Raw genomic sequence first — 20739 nt, forward strand, 5'->3', positions numbered from 1 at the left:
TGTCGGCGTGGAATCAGACCTGGGAACCGCTCTCATCGCCTTCGTCGCGACACTCGCGGGTGCGATCGTCTCTCTCATCGGCGTCATCTGGCAGCAGAAGCAGAACGAGAAGGCCGCCGAAACGAACCGCCGGACCGCTTTGCGCGAGGCCAGCCTTGAGCGCATCGCGGAAGAGCTCTTCGCTATCGTCCGCGATCAGGAGTCGATTCCGCATCAACACACCCCAGCGCATGAGCACTTGGCCTGGGAGAAGACACTGCGTGAGCACCTGCTCCGCATCCAGCTGACAGCCCTGCGCTTGGATCCTCCAGAACTCCGAGCCAGGATCCGCGACATGTGTTCCTTGCTCAGCGACTGGGACCGTCTGCAACCACACGCCTGGCCGCATGAAGTTGTGACTGGTGCTACCCAACATGCGATCGACAGCATCGAGGCATTCCTACTGAACCCAACCGGGCCCTTGTCCCCGCCAGGCCCTGTCATTCAGAAGCTTCATCAGGCCCGAGAGCGCGCCAACGAGGACGAACGGAATGCCGCAGAAGAGACACGCGCGAACCTTTCAACATGATCCCCCTGCGTTGGCCGACGGAGCCGCTACACAAGGGGGCACCGACGGAATGCGCTGGTGAGCGAAGACGCAGAGACTCCGAAGATCGTTTCCCATGCTCGGGGTGATCGTTTCCCACCGCGCAGGTAACCCCACGTTGGCTCCCGCAGGCGGAGGACCTCCTAGACAGCTGGCGGTCAGAAGCGGCTGACCATCCCCGGGAGGCCCGCCAGTGTCGGGAGCGGCAGCCGGTTGGGGGTGTGGCGTTCGTCCGCGGCCGGAGCGGCCTTGCAGGTCACGTCCTTCGCGGGGAGCTTGCCGGTGGTCAGGTAGGTGGTGGCCGTCTTGCCGGCGCACGACTTGGTGCCGTAGATGCCGTGGCCGACACCTCCGGCGACCGTGACCATCTTTGGAGCCCTTCATGGCGCGGCGCAGGCCCTGGCTGCTGGTCAGCGGCGTCTGCGAATCCCAATCGTTCTGGAGGATCAGCGCGCGCACCTTGTTGGCGATCCTGGTGGCGGGCTCGCTGCCGCTCTTCTCCCAGAAGGCGCAGGGCTTGATGTGGGAGGCAAAGTCACCGTACAGCGGGTACCCGGCGTCGCCGTTGTCCTCGGGCACGGTCCGGCCGAAGGCCGGTGGAACGGGCTCGGGCGTCCTGAGTTCCCGGTCGGCGGACTGGGGAGCTCCGGCGGCGGCCTTCTTCACCTCGGCGACCGCTTCAGCGGCATCGCGCGTGCCGAAGAACATGCCCCGCTAGCCTTGGCGGATGTCGCCGCCGGTCAGCAGCGTGCCGTCGAGGTCGATCGGCTTCGTTCGGCCTGGGCGACCAGGTCGTAGAAGGTTCTCCCGCGCGTGATCAGGGCGCGCGTGGTGACCACGGACGCATCTAAATATCCTGTTATCGATCCTGCGTTAGGGTTAGCAGTTCAGCAAAGAGACCATTAGCGCTAACGAGGGAGTTGTAGTCGCCCTGCTCGACGATGCGGCCGTCCTCCATACAGATGATGCGGTCGGCCATCTTGGTGTTCTCCAAACGGTGCGTCACCACAATTGTGATGCGGCCGTCGGAGTGAGCCTTGATTCTTTCGAAGATGCTGTGCTCTCCTCGCGGGTCCATGTTGGAGGTGGGTTCATCCAGAACGAGGAGCGCAGGCTTGCGGTAGAGCGCTCGCGAGCAAGCCAGGCGTTGCCACTGGCCGCCGGAGAGCTCCACTCCGCCGTAGACCTCGCGGGCGAGGAGCGTATCGAGGGCGTTAGGGAGCTGCTCGACCACCTCACGCATACCGACGGCGTCGATCGCTTCCCACACGCATGCATCGCCGGAGGTGCGAGGTTGACCGAGAGTTACGTTCTCGCGGACCGTCAGCGGCCACTGTGCGAAGAGCTGGGGCACCAGGCCTGTGTTCCGCCATACGCTCGAGGGGTCGGCGAGAGCTAGGTCAGTGCCGTTCCAAGTAACGCGCCCCTCGCCAGCCAGATGAATGCCAGCGATTAGACGGGTCAGCGTCGACTTGCCGGACCCATTCGTTCCGACGATCGCGAGGATCTCACCCCGGCGCAGGGTCAGTGACACTCGGTCGACGGCTGGTGCGCTCCTGCCTGGGTACTGGTAGGACACGTTCTCCAGCCCGATTTTCTCCAGTGGCACAGAGACGTTTAGCTCGCCCCGTCGGGAGGCATGCTGCTCGGCAATGTCCAAAAACGTTTGCATGTCGTTCAAATACAGGCTCGTATGGAATACAGCCGCTCCATTAGTCACAATCTGAGACAGAGCGGCCAGGATCGTCTGTACAGCGACGACTGCCGTGGCGGCGATTGCCGGCGCCACGCGCCCGGTCACCGCCAGCCAGCCGAGCACGGTCCAGGTGGCTATGAGGAGGAGGCCGCCGACTGCCGAGGCCACCAGACCAATGCGCAGCGTGCGGGGAGCAGCGGTGATGGTGCGATGGTCAACCCGCTCGGACAGCGACCGATGCCAGAACAGCAGGTAGTCGGCCATATTGTTGGCACGCACTTCATCGGCGAAATTCGAACTCGTCGCCCACCAGCGCATCATGCCGCGCACATTTCGATCTGCCACATTCGCATAGTGGATCTCGTAGTCCACCCGAGCGGACCGTACGGCCCCTATGCCGGCCGGGAGCACCGCGAGAACCAGCAGCGGGAGCATCAGCGGATGCAGCACTGATAGCACCCCGCTGGCCGTGACCAGACGAATCAGAGCAGTCATGAATCGCTGGGCGTCGTTGATCATGGCATGAGTGCGCGTCACACCCATCTCGGCCGCTTCCTGCCGGTCCGCAAAGCCGTCGACCGCATATGCGTCGGCCTCAACACGGCAGATTGCCTCTACCAAGGCGGCATCCGCTTCAGTGACGAGCCTAGGGGTAATGCGACGCTCACCGTACATCGCCAGGGCGCCGGCGAGACGGGCGAGAGCGGCGGCAGCCGCAACGATCAGCAGAGCGGGCACCGCGTTCCGCAGCCGCTCCTCGACCGGGCCGGAACCGAGGAGAGGCTGCATAACATCGGCCGTGGCGGACAGCAGGACTCCAGCGGCTACGCCGGTCGCTAGCTGGCAAGCTAGCAACAGCAGTACGCCCCACGGATCAATCCGCCAGGCCATCCGCGCAATGCTCCGCATTACAGAGGGAAGTTTCGAGCATAGGTGCTTGAATGACACCTGTTCGAGAGGGTTCCTGAGGTGTTCACTGCTGTACTTGATTTCGGCTGGGGGCGGCGGGGGAAGCGATTCAGGATAGGTTGTGACTGGCGTTGCGGCCTCGGCGTTGACAGGCATCAAGTGGGCTCCTGAAATGGGTTGACTGCGTAGGCTTACGTGTGAAAATGGGCTAGGGATTTTCGTACGCGGTGTACTTTCCTCGCTCATCAGCAAGCCAATATGTCTGCAGCGGCAAACAACTGTAAGTACAAGCCATCGTTTCCGGGCCGCCCACTCGAGTACCCAACTCGCCATTCACACCGGACGGCGACTTGACGATGCACACCGCTCGCCATTGATAGGAAACTCTTCGGTTTCCTCCTTTTAGCTCGCTGACCTGCAGTGTCGCGCGCTAATGGCAGGAACCGCAAGAGTTTTCCATCAATAGGTGCTGCCGCTAGTTCCTTGCAAGTCGGGAGCGATCGGCTAGGGCTTCGGTGATGAGTATTTGCCGGGCGAACTCCAAACCAGCGCGGTTCCAGTGGTAGACGGTGAGGAACGCCGCGGCTTCGCGGGGGCCGATGAGAGCGTGCTCGGCGTGGAAGTAGTCAGGAATCCACTGCTCGCACACCTCGCCGACGGATTGGGCAAACTCGGCGAGGAGTTGACGTGCAGGGATATCGAGCAGCGAGTCGAGGCGGTCGGGGTGCGACCAGAGCGCCGCTATCTTGGTAGCGGAGGCGGTGAAGGCGTCCGACGGAGGGCTTGCGAGGCGGCGGTTTGCGGAACGACGGCAGTGCTCCCATACTTCCAGGTCCTCCCAGCCGGTGATGCCCATGGCTTCGAAGAGGGCGTGAAGCATGTTGAGGGAGACAATCCACGGTGAGGTGGAAGATGTGCTGCTGGCATGGTGGCGCAGCCAGGCGAGTGAGTCGGCGGTGAAGAGGCGATGCACGCCGGTCATGGCGCTCTTACCGCCGAAGAGGTGGGTCTCGGGTTCGTAGACGGCGAAATGCCATGCGTCGATTAAGGCGTCGTGCTGTAGGCGCGCCATGTCCCTGCGGAGACGTTTGGTTAGCTGGCGGATTCCTGCCGGTCCGGCGTGAAATCGTATGCGCAGGCCGGGGGGCTTGGACATAAAGAAGAAGTCCTGAAACAGGTCATTGTCCAGGCCGTTAGTGACTAGGTCCAGCAGCCGTGTCGGCAACTGGCCAGGTCGTGTTGCACCCCCGATGGTCAGGCGGCATTCAACCCATTCGCGCGCTGTGGGTTGCGGCCAACCCTCTATGCTGAGTGCGGTGCCCCCCTCCCGACAGACGTCCATGGCTGGCTGGATGGATTGCGAAACTGGGTCGAGAGCGTCAGCCCAGTTCCGCAGTGTCTGCGCAATTGCTGAACGAGCGGGTTTCATCGGGCGTCCTGTTGGATTCAGTTGACCAAGAGTGCGGTGTCCCACGCGACTGCTTGCGCACGGCCAGCATAGGCGTCAAGGGCAAGGGCTAGACCGGCGGCGCCTTCCAAATATCCGGCAACATCTACGTGAGGGCCGTCGGGGTGGGTAACGCGGAAGGTAGGGATGTTGTCTGCGAAGCGGGAAATGATGCGTTGCGCTACCTGATCACGAGCTTTGCTTACCTGGACGCCGATACGGCTCTTCTCAAAGAACGACAACAGGTGTAAAACGCCGGCTTCGCCATGGCAGATCGACCAGTGCTCGGTCTGCCATCGCGGAGGCGGGGTGTCGAGCATGCCAGCGATCGCGTTCTCGGCGGACGCATGCAAGTGGGTGCTGTCGAGTGCGGTAGCGGCCAGTTGTAGCGCGCGCGCAATCCCGGGAGTTCCATAGCACCATGCGCTTCGACCGCGGCGTCCTGTGGAGGCTCGTCCTTGCCATTGTGCGAGGCTGATGTATGGAGGCCAGTATTGGCCGTATTCGTCCTTGGCCGACTGCGACAGCAGGAGTTCGGCGAGTTCCTCGATGGCCGCGCGCTGCCCTTCCACCTCACAGCCCTCGATGACGGCCAGGGCCATCAAAGCTAGAGGCCCGGCGATGCCGTGGGCCAGGCCGAGGTTGAGATGGCCGGCACTCCAGTCCTGGTCGGGCGGCGCAAACTGCGATGTCGGGGGGGGTGATGACCAGAAGCCGGGAACACGGCTGTTGTTGCGGTAAGGGCGTAGGGCAGTCATCACTACTAGGGCGTCCAAGACCGCCTCTAGATCGGTGCGGCGTTGGCGCAACAAAAGGTAACGACCGATACCGGCAATGCCAGAGATAGTGTCGAAACGCATAACAGAGCCGATCGGGTCGGCGCGGAGCGTTGCGGTCACAGCGCATACGCGCCGACTGATCATCGCGTCTAGGGTTGTGAGGGCACTCGCGTAGTCACCAGTTGCGCGGCAGGTTAACTCCAGGGCGAAGCCGAGACCTTCGAGAGGGCCGTAGATCCCGGACTGGCGCAGTTCCTGTCGGGACAGCCCCTCCCTGGCCCGTTGGAGGAAGCGGTGAGCTGTCGTGATTGCGGTGGGATCCACAAGACTTCGGGCCAGATGCAGCAACGCGATGCCGCTTTGCCCCCGCCCAAGCGAGACCAGCGTGCCCGGCATGGTTGACGCTGATTCCAGGCCTTTCGTCATGTCATTCGGGTCGGTCAGCCTGGCCGTAATTTCATCGGCTAGGGCTGCGGCCACGGCTGCATGCTCGGCGCTCATCCTCGGTCTACCTGAACGTGAGGCCGGCGGCCCAGGGACCGGGAGACGTGGCTCAGCAGCATGAGACTGGATTCCTCGGCGGCCGTGTCTATACCGAACAGCCGATTGTGCTGCATGTGCAACAAACTTTGCAGCGAGTACGCAGCGGCGCTGCCGTCGGCCGGACCGGTTCCTGTCGCGCCAAACGCCTTCCCCAGGCGGCGACCTTCGGACGAGGACTGCCACGCGTCCAGGAAGGACCCGTCACCGTAGGCGTCCTCAAGGAACGCGACGGGAGAGGATGCGGTGAAGATCTGATGAGTCAGCTCGATCTCGTGACGCTCCAACCGTCCGTCATTGCGCAGGCGAAGCGCCCGATGAGACCACTGCCGCCAGTCCCACTCGCCGAGCGCGTCCAACAACAACGCGTAGTTTGCTACGCACAACACGCTACGCGAGAGTCGGCTACGCGCGGCTGCGCGAGACGGGCGCAATTGTTCCACCGCCATCCGGCTATCGAGATGGAACAGATCCTCTGCGAACGACATGACCTCGAGGCTGCCGCCATAGCGGTCCACTTCCGGCTCGTAGGGAAGAATCCGGAATCCGCTGCACAACCCATCATCCTGCCAGGAGTCCAAGGCCCGCAGCAGACGCGGCCACACCGTTTCGGTGACAGAGTCCGAGTGTCCCTGGATCCGCAGCCTTAGGTGATCGTCTGGTACCTGGTAGCGGACGAAATGCCAACGGCGCGCCTGGTCACCTAGGTCGCCCAGGAACGGCGAGATCCGGTCGACCAGGAGGTCGTTTTGTATTGCGGCATCCACAGCGATTTGGACGTAGGCCCAACTACCACCCGGCAAGCGGCGCGGTCGGTGGGCGGTGCGCTGCCAGCGGCGTCCCGGAGCGGTGGCGGGTGTGTGGCTGTCCGCGACGTGTGCCCTGAAGGGCATGACCAGTTCTGTCGCTCTACCCTGGGCCCACCCGAAGGCGTCACCACCGGCCAGGACGTGCGGGCTTTCGGTGATGATTAGTTGAGATCTCGCGGCGACATCACGACGCAACATCTCCGACTGGAAACGGTTGTCGAGATTGATCTCGTAACCGAGGTCCCGATAGCGGACCATGACACGCTCGTGTACGCCGAATTCCTCGCGCCACTCCCCCAAAGCCGCGTGCCACGTCCCTGCGTCCGTACTCTCCGCTGCCCTCCGTAGTTCGGTGCTGATTGCCCAAGTTAGTGGGGAGAGAACTGTACGTCCCATCCTGACACGTGGTAGCACCGGAAGGTGCCTGAATTCGGCCCAGTCCCACGGTCCCCAGGACTTGTGCTTGTCGGTGAAGCGCAAGTCTGTCAACAGACGGGCCACGTCAGGCGCGTGGGTGGCCAGAGTGACGTTACTCAACATCAATGGCAAGACCTCCCGCGAGCCATCGGGAAGGTAACAGCGCAGCCGCTTGCCGTCATCGGCGATCAACAACTCCGGCCATTCCAAAGCTTCCGTGGCATCCGACTCGGCGTATATCCCGACCGGGATGTGCGCCGGGGTGATTATCGCTGTCGACATAACATTGCGGACCCGGCGCTTGGCGGGAAGAAAAGTCACCTGGGCGGGCAGTGCCTGTGGGTGCGCATCCTGGATTCCTCGCAGGATGTCGTCGGCATGGGCACCGAGGTGATGGGTGAAGCGACCAGTCGTGGCACCGGCTAGGTGGGTGCCGGCGGTCGGTGACGGGACGAGGAGATACTCACCGCGATCGATGGCGTGCACGTCCTTCGCGAGCAATTGCACGAACGCCTCGATAGTGTCGAAGGCAGGGTGACCCTTCTCGGTACGCAAGGCGTCCAGTTCCGTCCCGGTCAGGTGGACCTCGCGTGTGGGGGCTGTGAGGCCGCGGTGGACCAAGGCGGCCAGCGCATCGGCCCGCCCGCGGTGTGCTTCCGCTCCGCCCTCATGCCCCCAGTGCTGTCCGGCCGCATTCCGTTCGCGGTAGGAAATGGGGAAGCCTAATCCTCGAGCGGAGTCAACGAGGTCGCCCAATCGCACCGCGCCGAAGGCTCCGTACTTCTCCAAGAACGCTTGGCGGTACGCGCGAAGTGGCGCGTACCGTCCCGCCGGAGCGATTGCCCACAAAACGTTCACGTATCGCTCCACCTCCCGTAGTACGGAATGCGGCAGCGTGACGTGAGCATCGGAGCAGAGGTCGATGTGGAGGTTGGGCTGTACCTGGCCTGGCGAATGGGTTCCGCCCGTCAAGGCCGTCCAGGCTTCGAGACCGCCTCCTACCGGCTTTCGTTCATAAGCGTCACTGAGGGCCAAGACGGCCTTCAGGTCGCACAGGGGTGACGACGGGGACGTGCTCGCCGTCGAGTGGTTCGTCCAGGTCTTCTCGACGCGGCTGGCGAGGTCGTCTAGAAGGACTTCTTGCTCCAGGAGCCCGGACAGGTACCGATCAACTGCATCTTCGGTACTCTGCGGCATCATCTGCTGAAGTCGGGCGCACAGATCGGCGTAGCCGATAGGAGTGCGCGCGGCTTCCAGGGTCGCGCGTAGCACACCCGTCAACTTGATCTTGGTCTGTCGGCCACCCGCCGATTCTCCCGCCTGGGCTCGGACGTAGGGCAACAAGAGACGATCGCCCCGCACCTGAGCCAGGTTGTTCGCAACCACGCGCAGCCCGTCCCGAGCCTGCCGATCACCCCGCCATCGACGCACGAGGTCATCCAACCACTCCCCATCCGGCCTGATGCCCTTGCGTGCCACACCTGTCGTATGGAAAGCGGCCGTCCGCTCAAACCTTGCCCGTCCCACACCGGCGTGCAGGCCAAAGGGCGTTGCCCGTCCCGTGATACGCAAGGCGTACCGGGTCACCGACTGAGCTAGCTTGAGTAGGCGGCGGTAGCTGAGTTGGTGCCCGGCAGTAACCCCCTGTAGCGCCTGCGCGAGCGACGTGCTGGAGACCGCGACGGCTTCGAGGAGAACCGGATCACCAGCCAGTTCGCGTACGTATTTCTCCAACACTGTCCTCGCAGGCCGCGCCTCAGCCGCCAACTGGTCCACGATACGCCGGAATCGTGTATCGGGGAGAGTCGAGGACCTAAACGTGCAGATTCCAAATGGGATGTAATCCGGTGTCAAGGGTTTTCCCCAAAAGCGGTTTCGAAGCATCGGCGATGACCGTGCAGGCCATGCCCAAAGGGGCATGACCTGCACGACAAGACGGTCAATTTTTCAGCAACACGGCGGGTTACATCCCCCGGTTGCCGCCAACGACGTGAATCCGTCGGATTCGCATGTCCAGTTCGTTACGGCCATGTCGGGTGACGACGAAGTCGCAACAATGACCTCTTCAATCTCCAGCTCCAGCTCTGTGAGATCGAAGTCCATGATCGGGGTCGTTGGCGTGGCAGTACTCACATTGACTCCCTGAGATTTGCTGCTCGAATGATGCCGGATCGGTCGGTCGAGTGATCTCGAAGGAGGCTAGGTTGATGTTCGATCAAGCGTCAATAAGATTCCTCAACAGTGGCCGATTTTCGACCGGGTCTATCAGAGTGCGGAATGTGAGTTCTTATCCGTTTCGTGCTTGAGGTTAAGGAAAGACCGCTGGTCGCGAGTGGGAGGTCGTCCTCAGTCGTCGTGCGGGCGAACAGGCCGGGTTCGGTTTCGCCGAGGACGCCTCGGCTGACCCCCGTTTCAGTTCGGGCGGATGTCTTCGGTGTTCTTCGGGAGGATCGGCAGGTCAAGAGCCTGGCAGAGGTCGCGGGCGCACATCGGCCGGTCCCCGTCGGCCAGGGCGGTGAGGTTCTACTGGTAGGGCTCGCAGAGAATTAACTTGTGGGCTCAGGGGCTTGACGTCCCAGGTCAGCGCGATACCCGCCCGCAGGTTGTTCTTCTGCGAGCCCGTAGGCGGGGTGGTCCGAGATGTCCGGCCGCCAGACCAGCACCAGCGGGCTCCAGGAAGACCGCACCGACACCGTCGGCGGCGAGCACGGAGGCCGCACCTTCGGTGTCGGCGGAGGACTGTACCGGCCGGTGAGCGTTATGGCAGGAATCCGAGGTCTAGGAAACGTGCGCTGCACGCGCGGCAACCGCTTCGGCAGCGAGCCTGTGGTCTGCGAGAATCGCACAGGATTTCTCGAGCCCACGCCCCGGCGCGGCCGAGCACCTGCCAGGAAGTCCGAACCCTCTTTACCCCAGCGCACTGGGCCCAGCCCCCAGCCCGCCTGGAAGATCGCCTCCTAGATCCTGGACCGCGAGACTCCAAACGAATTCGCCTCCGCAACACCACAAAGCAGACCGACCATCTCCGGGTCATAGACAAGCGTCTCGGGCCAGCGTGGACGCAACCTGACCCCTGCTGACACGCTGTCGACCGGTGTGCGATGCTCCCGATCACAAGGGAAGGGGTGTGGCGGTGAGGCGTGAGCGTACGGATGGCCCAGGACGGCGCAAGATCGGCGCCGCTCAGGCCAGGTTAACGGCGCTGGTGGTGGGCGGAGCGGCCCTGGGAGCACTGTTGCTGCACCCCGACACGGGCCTCTTAGCCAAGGGCCGCGGGCCGCTCGGCGGCAACCCCGTCCTCGTGGTCGGCCTCGCCCTGCTGTCACTCATTGGCGGCTTGGCGCTGCGCGACAAGTACCAGAGTCAGGTCGGCGCCGCCCGGTCACTCAACCGCGTAGAACAGCGGATGGTTGACGGCGTGAGTCGAGTCCTGCTGGCCGCGACGCTGGTCGTCCCGCTGCTCGTCATAGTCCTGCACCAGTTCAGTTCGTCCGACAGCAGCCACGGTGGCGGCCACGAGTCGTTACCGCTTCCCAGCCCGCGGCAAGACCCGGTACCCACCTCGCTCCCCTCACAGCCTGCCGAGCACGCTGACCACAGCATGCACTTCGGGCTGACGCGCATCCTGCTCGGTCTCGGCATCGCCCTGCTTGCCGTGGTCGTCGTGATCGCCGGGCTGCATCTGTGGCGGTATCTGACCCGGCCACCGGCGCCCGAGGCCCCGGCGACGTACGCGACGCTCGACGACGAGCAGGAGCGCCTGGCCCAGGCCGTGGGCTCCGGGCGCCGTGCCCTACTGGACGGCACCGACGCCCGCGCAGCCGTCATCGCCTGCTATGCCGCCATGGAGAAGTCGCTCGCCGACTCCGGCGTAACCCGGCGCGCCTCGGACAGCCCACAGGACCTGCTGGAGCGGGCCGTCGCCGACGGCCTGCCCACGGGGGCGGCCGCCGCCGCGCTCACAGCGCTGTTCCGCGAGGCCCGATACTCCACGCACCCGATGGACGGCAGCCACCGCGACCGGGCCGCGTTTGCGCTCGCCGAGATCGCCGACGGCCTGCGCTCGCGGACGCCTGGCCCCGAAGCCATGACGGGTACATCATGAGGGCGCCCGTCCGGATACGGGCCATCGTCAACTCCTCACTCGGAGCGCCCGGTTCGGTCCGCCACTCGCTGGCCGTACTGGGCATCGTCGCAGTCGCAACCACAGTGCTGCTCGCCCTGGCCAACGGTGCTGCCGCGGCCGCCACCGGCCTCGCCCTCATCACCGCAGTCGTGCTGGCCCTGGGGCGCTATGCCGTGGGCGGCCCCGCCCAGGACAGCGGCCATCACAAGCCGGTGCGCCTGTTGGACAGCCAGGCCCCGGCTCTCGGCGGATGGCAACGCATCGTGGCCAACACCTTCGCGGACGACGGCGAAGTGCACTTCGACACCGTCATGCGACCGCAGTTGCAGCGGCTTTTCGCCGCTCGGCTGGCCGAACGACACGGCGTCGCAATGTACCGGAACCCGAAGCGGGCCCAGGCGCTGATCGGAGCTGAGCTGTGGCCGTGGATCGATCCTGAGGCGACCGCTCCGCAGCCCACTCTCCCCGAGCCTGTCCTGCGCTCCCTGCTCGACCGTCTGGAAGCCCTGTGACGGTGGCGCTGTGGCCGACCCCGCAGCCCGCGCACCCCCGCCCCCTGCCCCGTGAGGAACTGACTGTGACCAGTCCGCAACCTAGCTCGGACCACGACGCCCTGACTCCCCGACAGGCGGGCGAACGGGCTGCGGCCGTGATCGATGAGATCCGCACTGCTGTGGTCGGCAAGGCGGAACCGCTGGAGCTGGTAATGCTCGGCATCCTCGCCGGTGGCCACGTCCTCATTGAGGACCTGCCGGGACTCGGGAAGACGCTGCTGGCACGTTCCTTCGCCACCACTCTCGGCCTGGACTTCCGCCGCATCCAGTTCACCCCCGACCTGCTGCCCTCCGACGTCACCGGAGCTCCGTTCTACGACCAACGGACTGCCGACATGGTCTTCCGGCCTGGACCGGTCTTCACCCACCTGCTGCTCGCCGACGAGATCAATCGCACCCCGCCCAAGACCCAGGCCGCGCTGCTGGAGGCGATGGCCGAGTCCCAGGTGTCCATCGATGGAAGTACCCGGTCACTGCCGAAGCCCTTTGTGGTCGTCGCCACCGCCAACCCCATCGAGTACGAGGGCACGTACACCTTGCCCGAGGCACAGCTCGACCGGTTCTTGCTGCGGGTTCGCATGGGCTATCTGGCGGCGGCCGAGGAGGCAGGCATGCTGCGCGCGCGTGTCGATCGAGCGGCGCCCGAGGCTGTGCTGCGCACGTTCAGCGGACCGGACGAGATGCTGGCCATGCGGGCCGCCGTTGAACGCGTCGAGGTGGACGACGACCTGCTGGAGTATGTCGTCGCGCTGGTCCACGCCACCCGGGCCCATCCTCATATCCAGGTCGGCGCCTCTCCGCGCGGGGGCCTGGCCCTGGTGCAGCTCGCCCGCGCTCGTGCTGTCCTGGACCTGCGGGACTATGTGACCCCTGAGGACGTCAAGTTTGTGGCGGTGCCGGCCCTCGCGCACCGCGTCACCCTCAAGCCAGAGCTGTGGGTCCGGCAGATCGACGCCGACGACGTGATCCGCGAGATCGTGCAATCCGTGCACGCACCGCAGACCTTGCCGCGCACGCCGATCGCGTCATGACGGAGCCCATGCCGGCCCGCAAAGCGGCCACCGCCATTCAACGGGCCCTGGACGACCGCCACGGCGCAACAACCCAACCCCCGCCGCCACCTCCACCCGGGTGGCGCGCCGGTGAACGCGCGCTGCGGTGGGCCACGTTGGCCGTCGTTGCGCTGGCCGCCGCGCTGGTCACCGGGCACGCCTGGGTACTCGCCCTCGCCGCCACACCCTTGGTGCTGCTCGCCCTCGCCCTGCCGAGCGGGCCGCGACCGGAGACGGTGACGGCCGAGGCCAACGTGGAGCCGCGGCAGTGCTTCGAAGGCGAGCAGGTAACGGTGCGGATCACACTGTCCTACGACGGTGAACCCGCCCGTCTGGATCCCGGAGTCATGCTCGGTCACGGGGTCCGGCTCGATCACCTCGCGGTCGGCCCGCACCGCGTCGATCTCGTCCTGACAGCGCAGCGCTGGGGCCGCTGGACACTCGGCACCGTCGACGTCGACGTCTACGACCCCGGCGGGCTGGCCCTGCGCACCGTGCGAGCCGAACTCGGTGAGATCGCCGTCTTCCCACTGTCCACACACGCCAGCCTCACGCCCATCCCCGTCCGGCTGCCGCAGCGGCTCGGCGAGCACACCGCCGTGCAGCGCGGCGAGGGCGTCGAGGTCATCGGCGTGCACCCGTATGTACGCGGCGAACGGCAGCGGCGGATCCACTGGCCGGCCACCACCCGCCGCGGCGCCCTGCAAGTCCACCAGTTCGCCGCGGAGCGCACCGCCGACACCGTGGTGCTGCTGGATGTGCTCGCCGACGTAGTCGACCCGGTCACCGGTTCGTCCTCGCTCGACGAGACCTTCCGAGCCGCTGCCGGGCTGGTCCGCGCCTACCTGCGCACCCACGACCGGGTCGGCGTCGTGTCGATCGGTGGCGCGACCCGCTGGCTGCAACCCGGAAGCGGCCACGGGTACTTTTACCGCATCGTCGAGAGCGTGCTGGAGGTCCGCAAGAACCGCGCGTACCGCACGGAGGGACTCAGCCTGCTCCCACCACCTGCGTTGCCCGAAGGAGCGCTGGTGTACGTCATCACGCCGTTGACCGACCAGCGGATTTTCGACATCCTGCACCAGGTGCGCGGACGGGCCAACCCGATGGTCGTGGTCGAGATCCCCACTGGCCAGCCGGTCCTGGAACCTGGCGACACCGAGGGCGAACTCGCGCTGCGGCTGTGGCGGGCCGACCGCAATGCTATGCGCTTCGCCTTGGTGAAACGCGGCATCGCGCTCGTCGCCCACCGGCCCGGCGAGACCCTCGACCTCGCCCTTGCGCCGCTGCTGCGCACCCGCATCCACGGGGGGGCCCGATGACCACCGCCCCCGCCCGGATCGTCCGGCCAGGCACACCCCCGGCTGACAGCCGAGCCACCCTCCTCGTCACTCGTCTCACCTCCCGCATCACCGACCGCTTGCTCGGAACGGCCCTTGCCGTCGCCGCCTGCAACCCACCGGCCGCACTGCATGCACCGCTGCCGGTCAGGGTGCTGGTGGTCGGAGCGGCGGCGGCCGCGTGGTGGGCCGCTCCAATGGTCGACGCACGCCCCGTCTCGACCTCCATGCGCTGGCGGACCGTCGCGGCCCGCCGCAGGACGACCGTGCTGCCGGCGGCGGCGATCGCGGTCGCCGCGGCCACCGGCCCCCCGGTCTGGCTGGTCGTCTGCATCGCCGCCCTGCTGCTTGCCTACCTGCTCGTCACCGATGCATGGACAGCCGGTGTCACTGCCCCGCCCGGCCGCCTGCAGGCGACACCCGCACTGGCGGCCGCCGCCGCGACCGCAGTGGTACTGCTCGCCGCTCAGGCGCCGGTCGCGGGCACCTCATGGGCACGTCTGCCCGCCTCACTCGCCGTCGCGGCGACCACGGTTTGCCTGGTACTGGCGCTGCGCACCCGTCGCAGCCCGCCCGGCTGACCGCCGAGCGCGCCTGGCCGTACCGTCGGCATCGTTGAGGGATCGCACACTCAGGCACCGGGGAGTGGTCCTTACGGTTGGAGAGAGGCCACTACGGGCGCTGCGAGGAATGCGGGGAGCCGATCCCGACGGAGCGCGCCTCGAAGTTCGCTCGGCGGCGAAAACCTGCGTGCGCTGCGCTTCCGTAGCTCGTTGAAGGGTGCAGAGTCGAGGACGCGACATATCGTCCTGCCCCAACTCGGCGTGCGGGTAGAAAGGGAGGCGACGTCATCGGCCACAGCTCGACACCTCCACGCGCGCTCCAGCCGACCGAAGAGTTGCGCTACGGCCTGCTGACCCTGCTCTCCCTCGGCTGCGACTGCGGCTGCGAGATCGAACCGCTCATCGCCCGCACCAAGGGCCGCCGCTGCAGCCTCTCGGTGGAAGCACTGCTGGTCGGCATGGCCCTGGCCGCTCAGCGCAACAGCGGAGTCGTCACCTTCACCACTGTCACCAACCTGCTGTACTTCTCCCTCTCCGGCCAGATGCGCGAACAGCTCGGCCTGCACCGCTACCCCGACCACGACCGCGGCTTCGAGGCGGCCTACGCCGTGGTCCGCCGCCGCCTGCACAGCATCCTCGAGGCCATCGACCCGTCCCCGCTGCCGAAGAACCACCGCCTGGCCCGTCGGCACGCCGAAAAAGTCCTGGCCAAGGCCGACCCGGAGACACTCGCTCGCAAGCGCGCCCGCCTGCTGCGCGTGTCCAACATGATCCTCGGCATGTCCTTGCGTGAGGCCCTGCCCCTGCTGGAAGAGCGCTGGGACGGCTCGGTCAGCCTCGACGCCACCGCCATCGGCACCTACGCCAAGGGCCTGCCTCGCCACAGCCCCGTCACCTCCTCCGACCCCGACGCCGGCTGGTACGTCCGCGCCACCCGTCACCAGGACCCGCTCGCTCTGGACGGTCTGACCCTCATCGAGGCTGCCGGCGGCAGGCAGAAGACCAACGGCGAGAAGAAGACCGAGAGGATCAAGAAGCGCCTCTTCGGCTATGACGCCTCCCTCGTCGTCGCTCGCGACCCCGAGCGCCACGGCGCCCCATTGCCCGACGGTTCCGCCAACCCCGACGTGATCCCCGCCCTGATCGTGGCCTTCTCCGTCGACCAGCCAAGCCACCGCCCCGGCCAGGTCGCCGTCGAGGCCCTCCAGCACGTCGACGACCGCTTCCCCCGCGGCTACCTTGCCGGTGACCGCGCCTACAACGGCAGCCCCTCCAGTACGGGTCCGAAGCCTGGCAACGGGTCTACTTCCGGTTCCGCAACAGCGTCGAAGGCATCAACGGCTTCGCCAAGGACCGCCTCCAGGAACGCCTCGAAGACGCCGGCACCCGCCGCATCCGCGGCATCGCGGCCCAGACCCTCCTCCTGGCCTTCCAGCTCGCCCACGCCAACCGCCGCAAACTCGCCTCCTGGGCCGACGCCATCGCCCTGAGCGGCGAACGGCCCCGCCGACGGCCCACACGCCGCCGCAGGACCAAGCCCCTGGGCACGTGGCCCCCCAAGGGCCACATCACCCAGAGCTGAGACCTTCCTCGCAGAGGGCACGCCCAGAGAGCTCTCAAGCAAAAATCACACACGAGCGCGGACCGCCGACGGCCCTCAGCCACCGACGGTCCGCTTCACCATGCCCAGAGACAGACATCACACCGCCAGAAACAGGAGTGGGCGGCATCGCCATCGCGATGCCGCCCATTCCGTCGGTGCAACCCGAGCACTTTCGTCGGTGCTCCACAAGGCCGCCCGGACAAGCGGCAGTAGTCACTCGCCATCGCGGACATGTAATCTATGAGTTGTCGCAGTTCAGAGCCGGTTCGCGAGCTCCTGCGGTCGGTAAAGTCGAGTACAAGCGCGGCACGGATGCCGGCGTGATCAACCAGGGCTTGTTCTACCTCTCGTGGCTGATGGACCACCGGTCGGAGTTCGAGCGCCTGGTCCGCGACCGGCTCGGGGTGACGGCCGCGTCCCAGGTGCTGTGGAGCGGCCCGCGCCTGATCTGCATCGCCGGCGACTTCACCCGCTACGACGTGCATGCCGTGCGCGAGCACCGGCGCTCGATCGACCTGGTCCGCTACCGACTCTTCGGCAGGGACCTGCTCGGGCTTGAGACCGTGGCCTCCGTGAGCGGCGGCATGCAGGTGGTCCGCCGGGCGCGGCGCCGGGCGGTTGCCCGGGCGGCGGCCGACGTCCAGGGCGCGTCGATGGTGGAGCTGGCGGACGCGGTCGACGAGGCCCTGCTCGGGCTCGGGGATGGTGTGCACCGGGTTGAGCGCAAGCAGTACCGGGCGTATCAGCGCCTGCGGAACTTCGCCTGCCTGTGCCCGCCACAGCGCAGCAAGCTGCTGGTCTACCTGAAGGTCGACCCGAAAGACGTCGATCTCGTTCCGGGCTTCACCCGGGACGTGTCCGGTCTCGGTCACCACGGGACGGGTGATCTGGAGGTGCAGCTCCGTACGCCGAGGGATGTGGAGCGGGCGCAGGAGCTGTTCCGGGTGAGCTACGCGGTGGCGTGATCGCCTGGTGCTGCCGGCCTCGTGACGGGCGGCACTACGTGTCGTGTCTTGGGAGGTGGGCGGGAGCCTCTCGACGTGCGGGCAGGGCGCGGCGGTGGACTGTCTATGGTGCGCGGGATCGCAGGTTTGGCCAACCGGCGATCCCGCGCTATGTTGCGCGTCCTTGCCCAGGTCGGTGGACTACGGTTTTGGGCTCGTGTCAGCGCGTCTGCTGGCTAGGTGCGCGGGGATGTGCCGGAAGATCCGACGGCGTGCTTCGTAGTCGTCCAGGCTGTCCTTGTAGCGTTGTGCTCTGTCGCCGGACCGGTGGGAGAAGCGGACTTGAAGTGCGCCCGGCTGCCCGATGCTGCTGCGTGCGTAGAAGCGGCAGCCGCAGTAGTACGCGGCTGAGTTGCCGCAGTAGCAGTCCACGTCGGTGCCCGCGATTGGCAGGCCGCATTCCGGGTCTGTCAGCAGGTTGGTGAAGCCCTGGTGATAGCACGAGGCATCGTCTGCAGGCTCGTTGATGTATTCGATGATCCATTCCGTGCCCCCGTCGTCGGTGAGGTTGGTCCAGGCTGTCGTGCTCAGAGGTACGCCGATGGTCCGGAACAGTGGTGCGCGGCGCAGCAGGCCACTCGCGAGCCAGGCGGAGGGCTGCTTCCGGTAGTGATGCCGGCTGAGGATGGATCCGGTGTCGGGTGTACGGAAGGGCGCTTCGGAGCGGTGCCACTGATGTGGGCTGAGCACGTGGCAGAAGTGTTGGCCATCTCCTTCGTCCTCTTGCCGTTGCCGATCCAACGCGCTGGTCCAGTCCTCGGGCGGGATGCCGAGGATCCGGAGGGCACCTGGTAGGCCGATTCGCTGGATGTGAATACCGTAATTGTCTGTGGTGAAGCGGGCACCGGGGATGCCGTGGACTTCGTTATGTTCGTCGAAGCGGGGGACGAGGGCGCGAACTAGCTCACTGGCCATGGTTTCGCAGCCGACATGTTGCGTGACGTTGTTTTCGAACGTCAGGACGAGGCCGTCGGTGTGGCCGTCTGTAGAACGGATGCCCCAGGGGTGGCGAGTGTCGATGTTTGGCCAGGCCAAGCCCGACAGGACGTAGCTCTCCAGGAGGGCTTGGCTCGAATGGGCCTCGGGGATCAGAGACGACCCTGGGGGGAGGGATTTCACGCGCTTGAGTGCATCGGCCCAGGGCAAACCGGTCGCCAGGCAGAGCTTTTCGGCGCGTCGTTCCAGACGGGTGCTCTTCACGGAAGGCTTTCCGCCGCAACTTCCTGTCCCGACCCAGGATGCGCGGCTGTCTTCCGCGGTGCACAAAACTAAACTGAATCGCGACGCCAGCCGAGTTGGCTCGTCTCAGTGCACTCCGTCGGGTGGGCACACCGCACGTCGGACCTCGCTAGGCCCGTACGACGCACCCTACGGACATGGCATGCAGCGGGCCGAGCCTATGGAACGGACACGCTGATAGATTCACGCGGTCGGGCTACTGCTGCTCACGGCCTGGATTCCACGGTGCCCGCGTGGGCAACTGGCGGCTGCGCATTCTCTATTGCGCGCCCAAGCCGCACAACCCCACGATCGCGCCCGGGGACAGGCTGCTCGTGAATCCTGTCTGGGGCACGCGGCGGAGAATGGCCTGCCAGAGTTCGGGTGCAAGGCGGGAGGGAGGACGCTCGATCGTGGCCCGGAAGTCAAGCACGGCCGTGTTGCCGACGTCGCCGAGGACGAACTGCTGGTCGTGGCCGTAGCTTTCGTCCGTGTCACCGCGAAACCTTTTGAGGAGGAGAGGCAGACCGCAGACCGGGTCCACCAGGGCGGCGATGAAGTTGTGCGGCCCCGGCCCCTGCTCGTGCACATGCGACGAGCGCAGCACCAGCCGGGTCACGTCGAAGGCGGCGCCTCGGTAACCGTCGACCAGGAAGGTGTTGGCGACAGTGTGCAGGAGGCCAGCGCGTCGGAGCAGTCCGCTACTCAACCAGGCCCCACGCTGTGTGACCTGGGTGTAGCGGTCGTTGTCGTCTTCCCATTGAGCGTGATGCTCCCGTTCCACCTGAGTCCAGGACCGTGGTGAGGAACGCCAACACAATTGCATGCTGCCCGGGTCGATCCATTTGTCCAGGGTGCTCGCCTCGGCGCTGCGCCAAAGTCTGGCCGGCAGCCCGAACAGCCGCAGCCGGGCGGGCTCTCCCAGTACCTGCAGTTCGATCGCAGTCCGATCCCGGCGAGTGATGCGTAGGCCGGGCACACCCTGCACCTCTTCGTTGTCTGAGGCGCAGGACGGCAGCAGGTGGAAAAGGATCTCCGACGCCCGCTCCCAGCTCTCAACAGCGAGGGAAATGCCGTGTGGTTCGGGGCGAACCGCGGTGATCCCAAGGGGGAAACGGGTGTAGATGTCGCGGAACTCCAGGAGCGCGAGGAGTACCCGGGCCTCAAGGCGCTGTTGGGCTGGCGAAGCGGCTTCCGGAATAGGTGATTCGCCCCCCTGCAGTCCATCGATCGCCCGGCGGGCCTGTTGGACGCTCTCGCCCGTGTAGAGGCGCCGGAGCAGGGACAGGTCTTGGTGCAGTGCGCTCATGGGTCTCCTGCACGTCTCGGCCCAGGACGTACGGAAGCGAGATCCTGTGGGATGCGCGGAGATTTGTGTGCTGACCGGTTCACCCGAGCGTGGAGGATCAGGGCCGATTCGCCTCCGGGGAGCGGTGGTCAAGCCGCAGTCGCATAGTAGGTCACGCGGAACCTCCTTGGCGGTGACCCGGCCAGATTTCGGGCTCCTATCACCTGGAAGGGCGACCTGTTCTCGCCTTCGCGCCCACCATCGCGCTGCCAGCACCTGATCTCCTACCCGGCCGCACTCTTGAGACCGTCGGCGAGTTTCCTGTCCATGAGGAAGGCGTGCGAGGTCGGCAGATACATATCGTCCCGCCCCTTGATCACCTGAGCGGGACTGCTGCATGATCTGGTGACAGCGGGGTTTATGCAGCCAGAGCTGCGGGTGGGGTCATGATGGTCTCGTACTCGACGGGGGTCAATCGGGCCAGCCGTCTCTGGCGTCGGCGCCGGTGGTAGGTGCGCTCGATCCAGGTCACGATCGCGATCCGCAAGTCCTGCCGGGTGGACCAGACTTGGCGGTCGAGGACGTTCTTTTGCAGCAGTGCGAAGAAGCTCTCCATCGCCGCGTTGTCGCCGGCCGCACCGACCCGGCCCATCGAGCCGACCATGTTGTGCCGGGCGAGAACGGACACGAACTTCCGTGACCGGAATTGCGAGCCGCGATCCGAATGCACAATGCACCCGGCCACCTGGCCACGGCGGGCGACGGCGGATTCCAGCGCGTTCACCGCGAGGCGGGACTTCATCCGGGA

16 protein-coding genes and 1 pseudogene are annotated in these 20739 nt (G+C 66.0%); 9 read left to right on the forward strand and 8 right to left on the reverse strand.

Translation table 11 applies throughout. The features are described from left to right. The first annotated feature begins 7 nt into the window (after positions 1-7). Positions 8-568 (forward strand): hypothetical protein, encoded by a 561-nt coding sequence (locus ACFZDE_RS26050; RefSeq protein ID WP_391203636.1) that lies wholly within the window; start codon positions 8-10, stop codon positions 566-568. Here ACFZDE_RS26050 and ACFZDE_RS26055 read toward each other — a convergent pair. From ACFZDE_RS26055 to ACFZDE_RS26075, 5 genes are all read right to left on the reverse strand, one after another. After that, a complete protein-coding gene (locus ACFZDE_RS26055; RefSeq protein ID WP_391203639.1) occupies positions 560-1294 on the reverse strand; it encodes an alpha/beta hydrolase in 735 nt (244 codons plus the stop codon). The two genes, ACFZDE_RS26050 and ACFZDE_RS26055, sit on opposite strands and share 9 nt — an antisense overlap. A gap of 151 nt (positions 1295-1445) precedes the next feature. After that, positions 1446-3347 (reverse strand): ATP-binding cassette domain-containing protein, encoded by a 1902-nt coding sequence (locus tag ACFZDE_RS26060; protein WP_391203642.1) that lies wholly within the window; start codon positions 3345-3347, stop codon positions 1446-1448. Between the two features lie 319 nt (positions 3348-3666). Continuing rightward, positions 3667-4620, reverse strand: coding sequence for a thiopeptide-type bacteriocin biosynthesis protein (locus ACFZDE_RS26065; protein WP_391203645.1), 954 nt, complete (start codon positions 4618-4620; stop codon positions 3667-3669). A gap of 17 nt (positions 4621-4637) precedes the next feature. Further along, positions 4638-5918 (reverse strand): lanthionine synthetase LanC family protein, encoded by a 1281-nt coding sequence (locus tag ACFZDE_RS26070; protein ID WP_391203648.1) that lies wholly within the window; start codon positions 5916-5918, stop codon positions 4638-4640. Then, positions 5915-8917: a thiopeptide-type bacteriocin biosynthesis protein gene (locus tag ACFZDE_RS26075; protein ID WP_391203651.1), complete on the reverse strand. Its 3003-nt coding sequence runs from the start codon at positions 8915-8917 to the stop codon at positions 5915-5917. Before ACFZDE_RS26075 ends, ACFZDE_RS26070 begins: the two co-directional genes overlap by 4 nt. Positions 8918-10316: 1399 nt before the next feature. On the opposite strand from ACFZDE_RS26075, the gene ACFZDE_RS26080 reads away from it, so the two are divergent. The 8 genes and pseudogenes from ACFZDE_RS26080 to ACFZDE_RS26115 all read left to right on the forward strand — a co-directional run bounded on the left by ACFZDE_RS26080 (position 10317) and on the right by ACFZDE_RS26115 (position 17386). Then, entirely contained in the window at positions 10317-11288 is a 972-nt protein-coding gene (locus ACFZDE_RS26080) for a DUF4129 domain-containing protein (protein ID WP_391203654.1), read from the forward strand. Next, complete coding sequence (locus ACFZDE_RS26085) at positions 11285-11821, forward strand: hypothetical protein (RefSeq protein ID WP_391203657.1); 537 nt, start codon at positions 11285-11287, stop codon at positions 11819-11821. The genes ACFZDE_RS26080 and ACFZDE_RS26085 overlap by 4 nt, the downstream gene beginning before the upstream one ends. Positions 11822-11886: 65 nt before the next feature. Then, positions 11887-12894, forward strand: coding sequence for an AAA family ATPase (locus ACFZDE_RS26090; RefSeq protein ID WP_391203660.1), 1008 nt, complete (start codon positions 11887-11889; stop codon positions 12892-12894). Then, positions 12891-14237 carry a DUF58 domain-containing protein gene (locus tag ACFZDE_RS26095; protein ID WP_391203662.1) on the forward strand — a complete coding sequence of 449 codons (1347 nt, stop codon included), beginning with the start codon at positions 12891-12893 and terminating at the stop codon, positions 14235-14237. Before ACFZDE_RS26090 ends, ACFZDE_RS26095 begins: the two co-directional genes overlap by 4 nt. Beyond that, complete coding sequence (locus ACFZDE_RS26100) at positions 14234-14836, forward strand: hypothetical protein (RefSeq protein ID WP_391203665.1); 603 nt, start codon at positions 14234-14236, stop codon at positions 14834-14836. Before ACFZDE_RS26095 ends, ACFZDE_RS26100 begins: the two co-directional genes overlap by 4 nt. Before the next feature lie 74 nt (positions 14837-14910). Beyond that, positions 14911-15032: pseudogene (locus ACFZDE_RS26105) on the forward strand (TraR/DksA family transcriptional regulator); the annotation flags it as partial. A gap of 121 nt (positions 15033-15153) precedes the next feature. Next, the gene (locus ACFZDE_RS26110) at positions 15154-16308 is read left to right on the forward strand and encodes a hypothetical protein (protein ID WP_391203667.1); all 1155 of its coding nucleotides are present in this window, start codon (positions 15154-15156) and stop codon (positions 16306-16308) included. A 349-nt stretch (positions 16309-16657) separates the two neighbouring features. After that, positions 16658-17386 carry a DUF5655 domain-containing protein gene (locus ACFZDE_RS26115; RefSeq protein WP_391203716.1) on the forward strand — a complete coding sequence of 243 codons (729 nt, stop codon included), beginning with the start codon at positions 16658-16660 and terminating at the stop codon, positions 17384-17386. Positions 17387-17566: 180 nt separating this feature from the next. On the opposite strand, the gene ACFZDE_RS26120 is transcribed toward ACFZDE_RS26115, so the two are convergent. From ACFZDE_RS26120 to ACFZDE_RS26130, 3 genes are all read right to left on the reverse strand, one after another. After that, positions 17567-18625 carry a hypothetical protein gene (locus tag ACFZDE_RS26120; protein ID WP_391203670.1) on the reverse strand — a complete coding sequence of 353 codons (1059 nt, stop codon included), beginning with the start codon at positions 18623-18625 and terminating at the stop codon, positions 17567-17569. A 298-nt stretch (positions 18626-18923) separates the two neighbouring features. Then, complete coding sequence (locus tag ACFZDE_RS26125) at positions 18924-19952, reverse strand: hypothetical protein (RefSeq protein WP_391203672.1); 1029 nt, start codon at positions 19950-19952, stop codon at positions 18924-18926. A gap of 397 nt (positions 19953-20349) precedes the next feature. Then, positions 20350-20739 (reverse strand): DDE-type integrase/transposase/recombinase (locus ACFZDE_RS26130; RefSeq protein WP_391203675.1); only part of this gene is annotated, 390 nt, incomplete at its 5' end.

Origin of the sequence: Streptomyces sp. NPDC007929, assembly GCF_042959065.1 — a bacterium.
Classification (GTDB): domain Bacteria; phylum Actinomycetota; class Actinomycetes; order Streptomycetales; family Streptomycetaceae; genus Streptomyces.

Excerpts from the sequence above, each read along its gene's own strand:
- ACFZDE_RS26055 (WP_391203639.1), bottom strand. The coding sequence starts at position 1,294 with ATGTTCTTCGGCACGCGCGATGCCGCTGAAGCGGTCGCCGAGGTGAAG.
- ACFZDE_RS26060 (WP_391203642.1), bottom strand. The coding sequence starts at position 3,347 with ATGCCTGTCAACGCCGAGGCCGCAACGCCAGTCACAACCTATCCTGAA.
- ACFZDE_RS26065 (WP_391203645.1), bottom strand. The coding sequence starts at position 4,620 with ATGAAACCCGCTCGTTCAGCAATTGCGCAGACACTGCGGAACTGGGCT.
- ACFZDE_RS26070 (WP_391203648.1), bottom strand. The coding sequence starts at position 5,918 with ATGAGCGCCGAGCATGCAGCCGTGGCCGCAGCCCTAGCCGATGAAATT.
- ACFZDE_RS26085 (WP_391203657.1), top strand. The coding sequence starts at position 11,285 with ATGAGGGCGCCCGTCCGGATACGGGCCATCGTCAACTCCTCACTCGGA.
- ACFZDE_RS26095 (WP_391203662.1), top strand. The coding sequence starts at position 12,891 with ATGACGGAGCCCATGCCGGCCCGCAAAGCGGCCACCGCCATTCAACGG.
- ACFZDE_RS26100 (WP_391203665.1), top strand. The coding sequence starts at position 14,234 with ATGACCACCGCCCCCGCCCGGATCGTCCGGCCAGGCACACCCCCGGCT.
- ACFZDE_RS26125 (WP_391203672.1), bottom strand. The coding sequence starts at position 19,952 with ATGAGCGCACTGCACCAAGACCTGTCCCTGCTCCGGCGCCTCTACACG.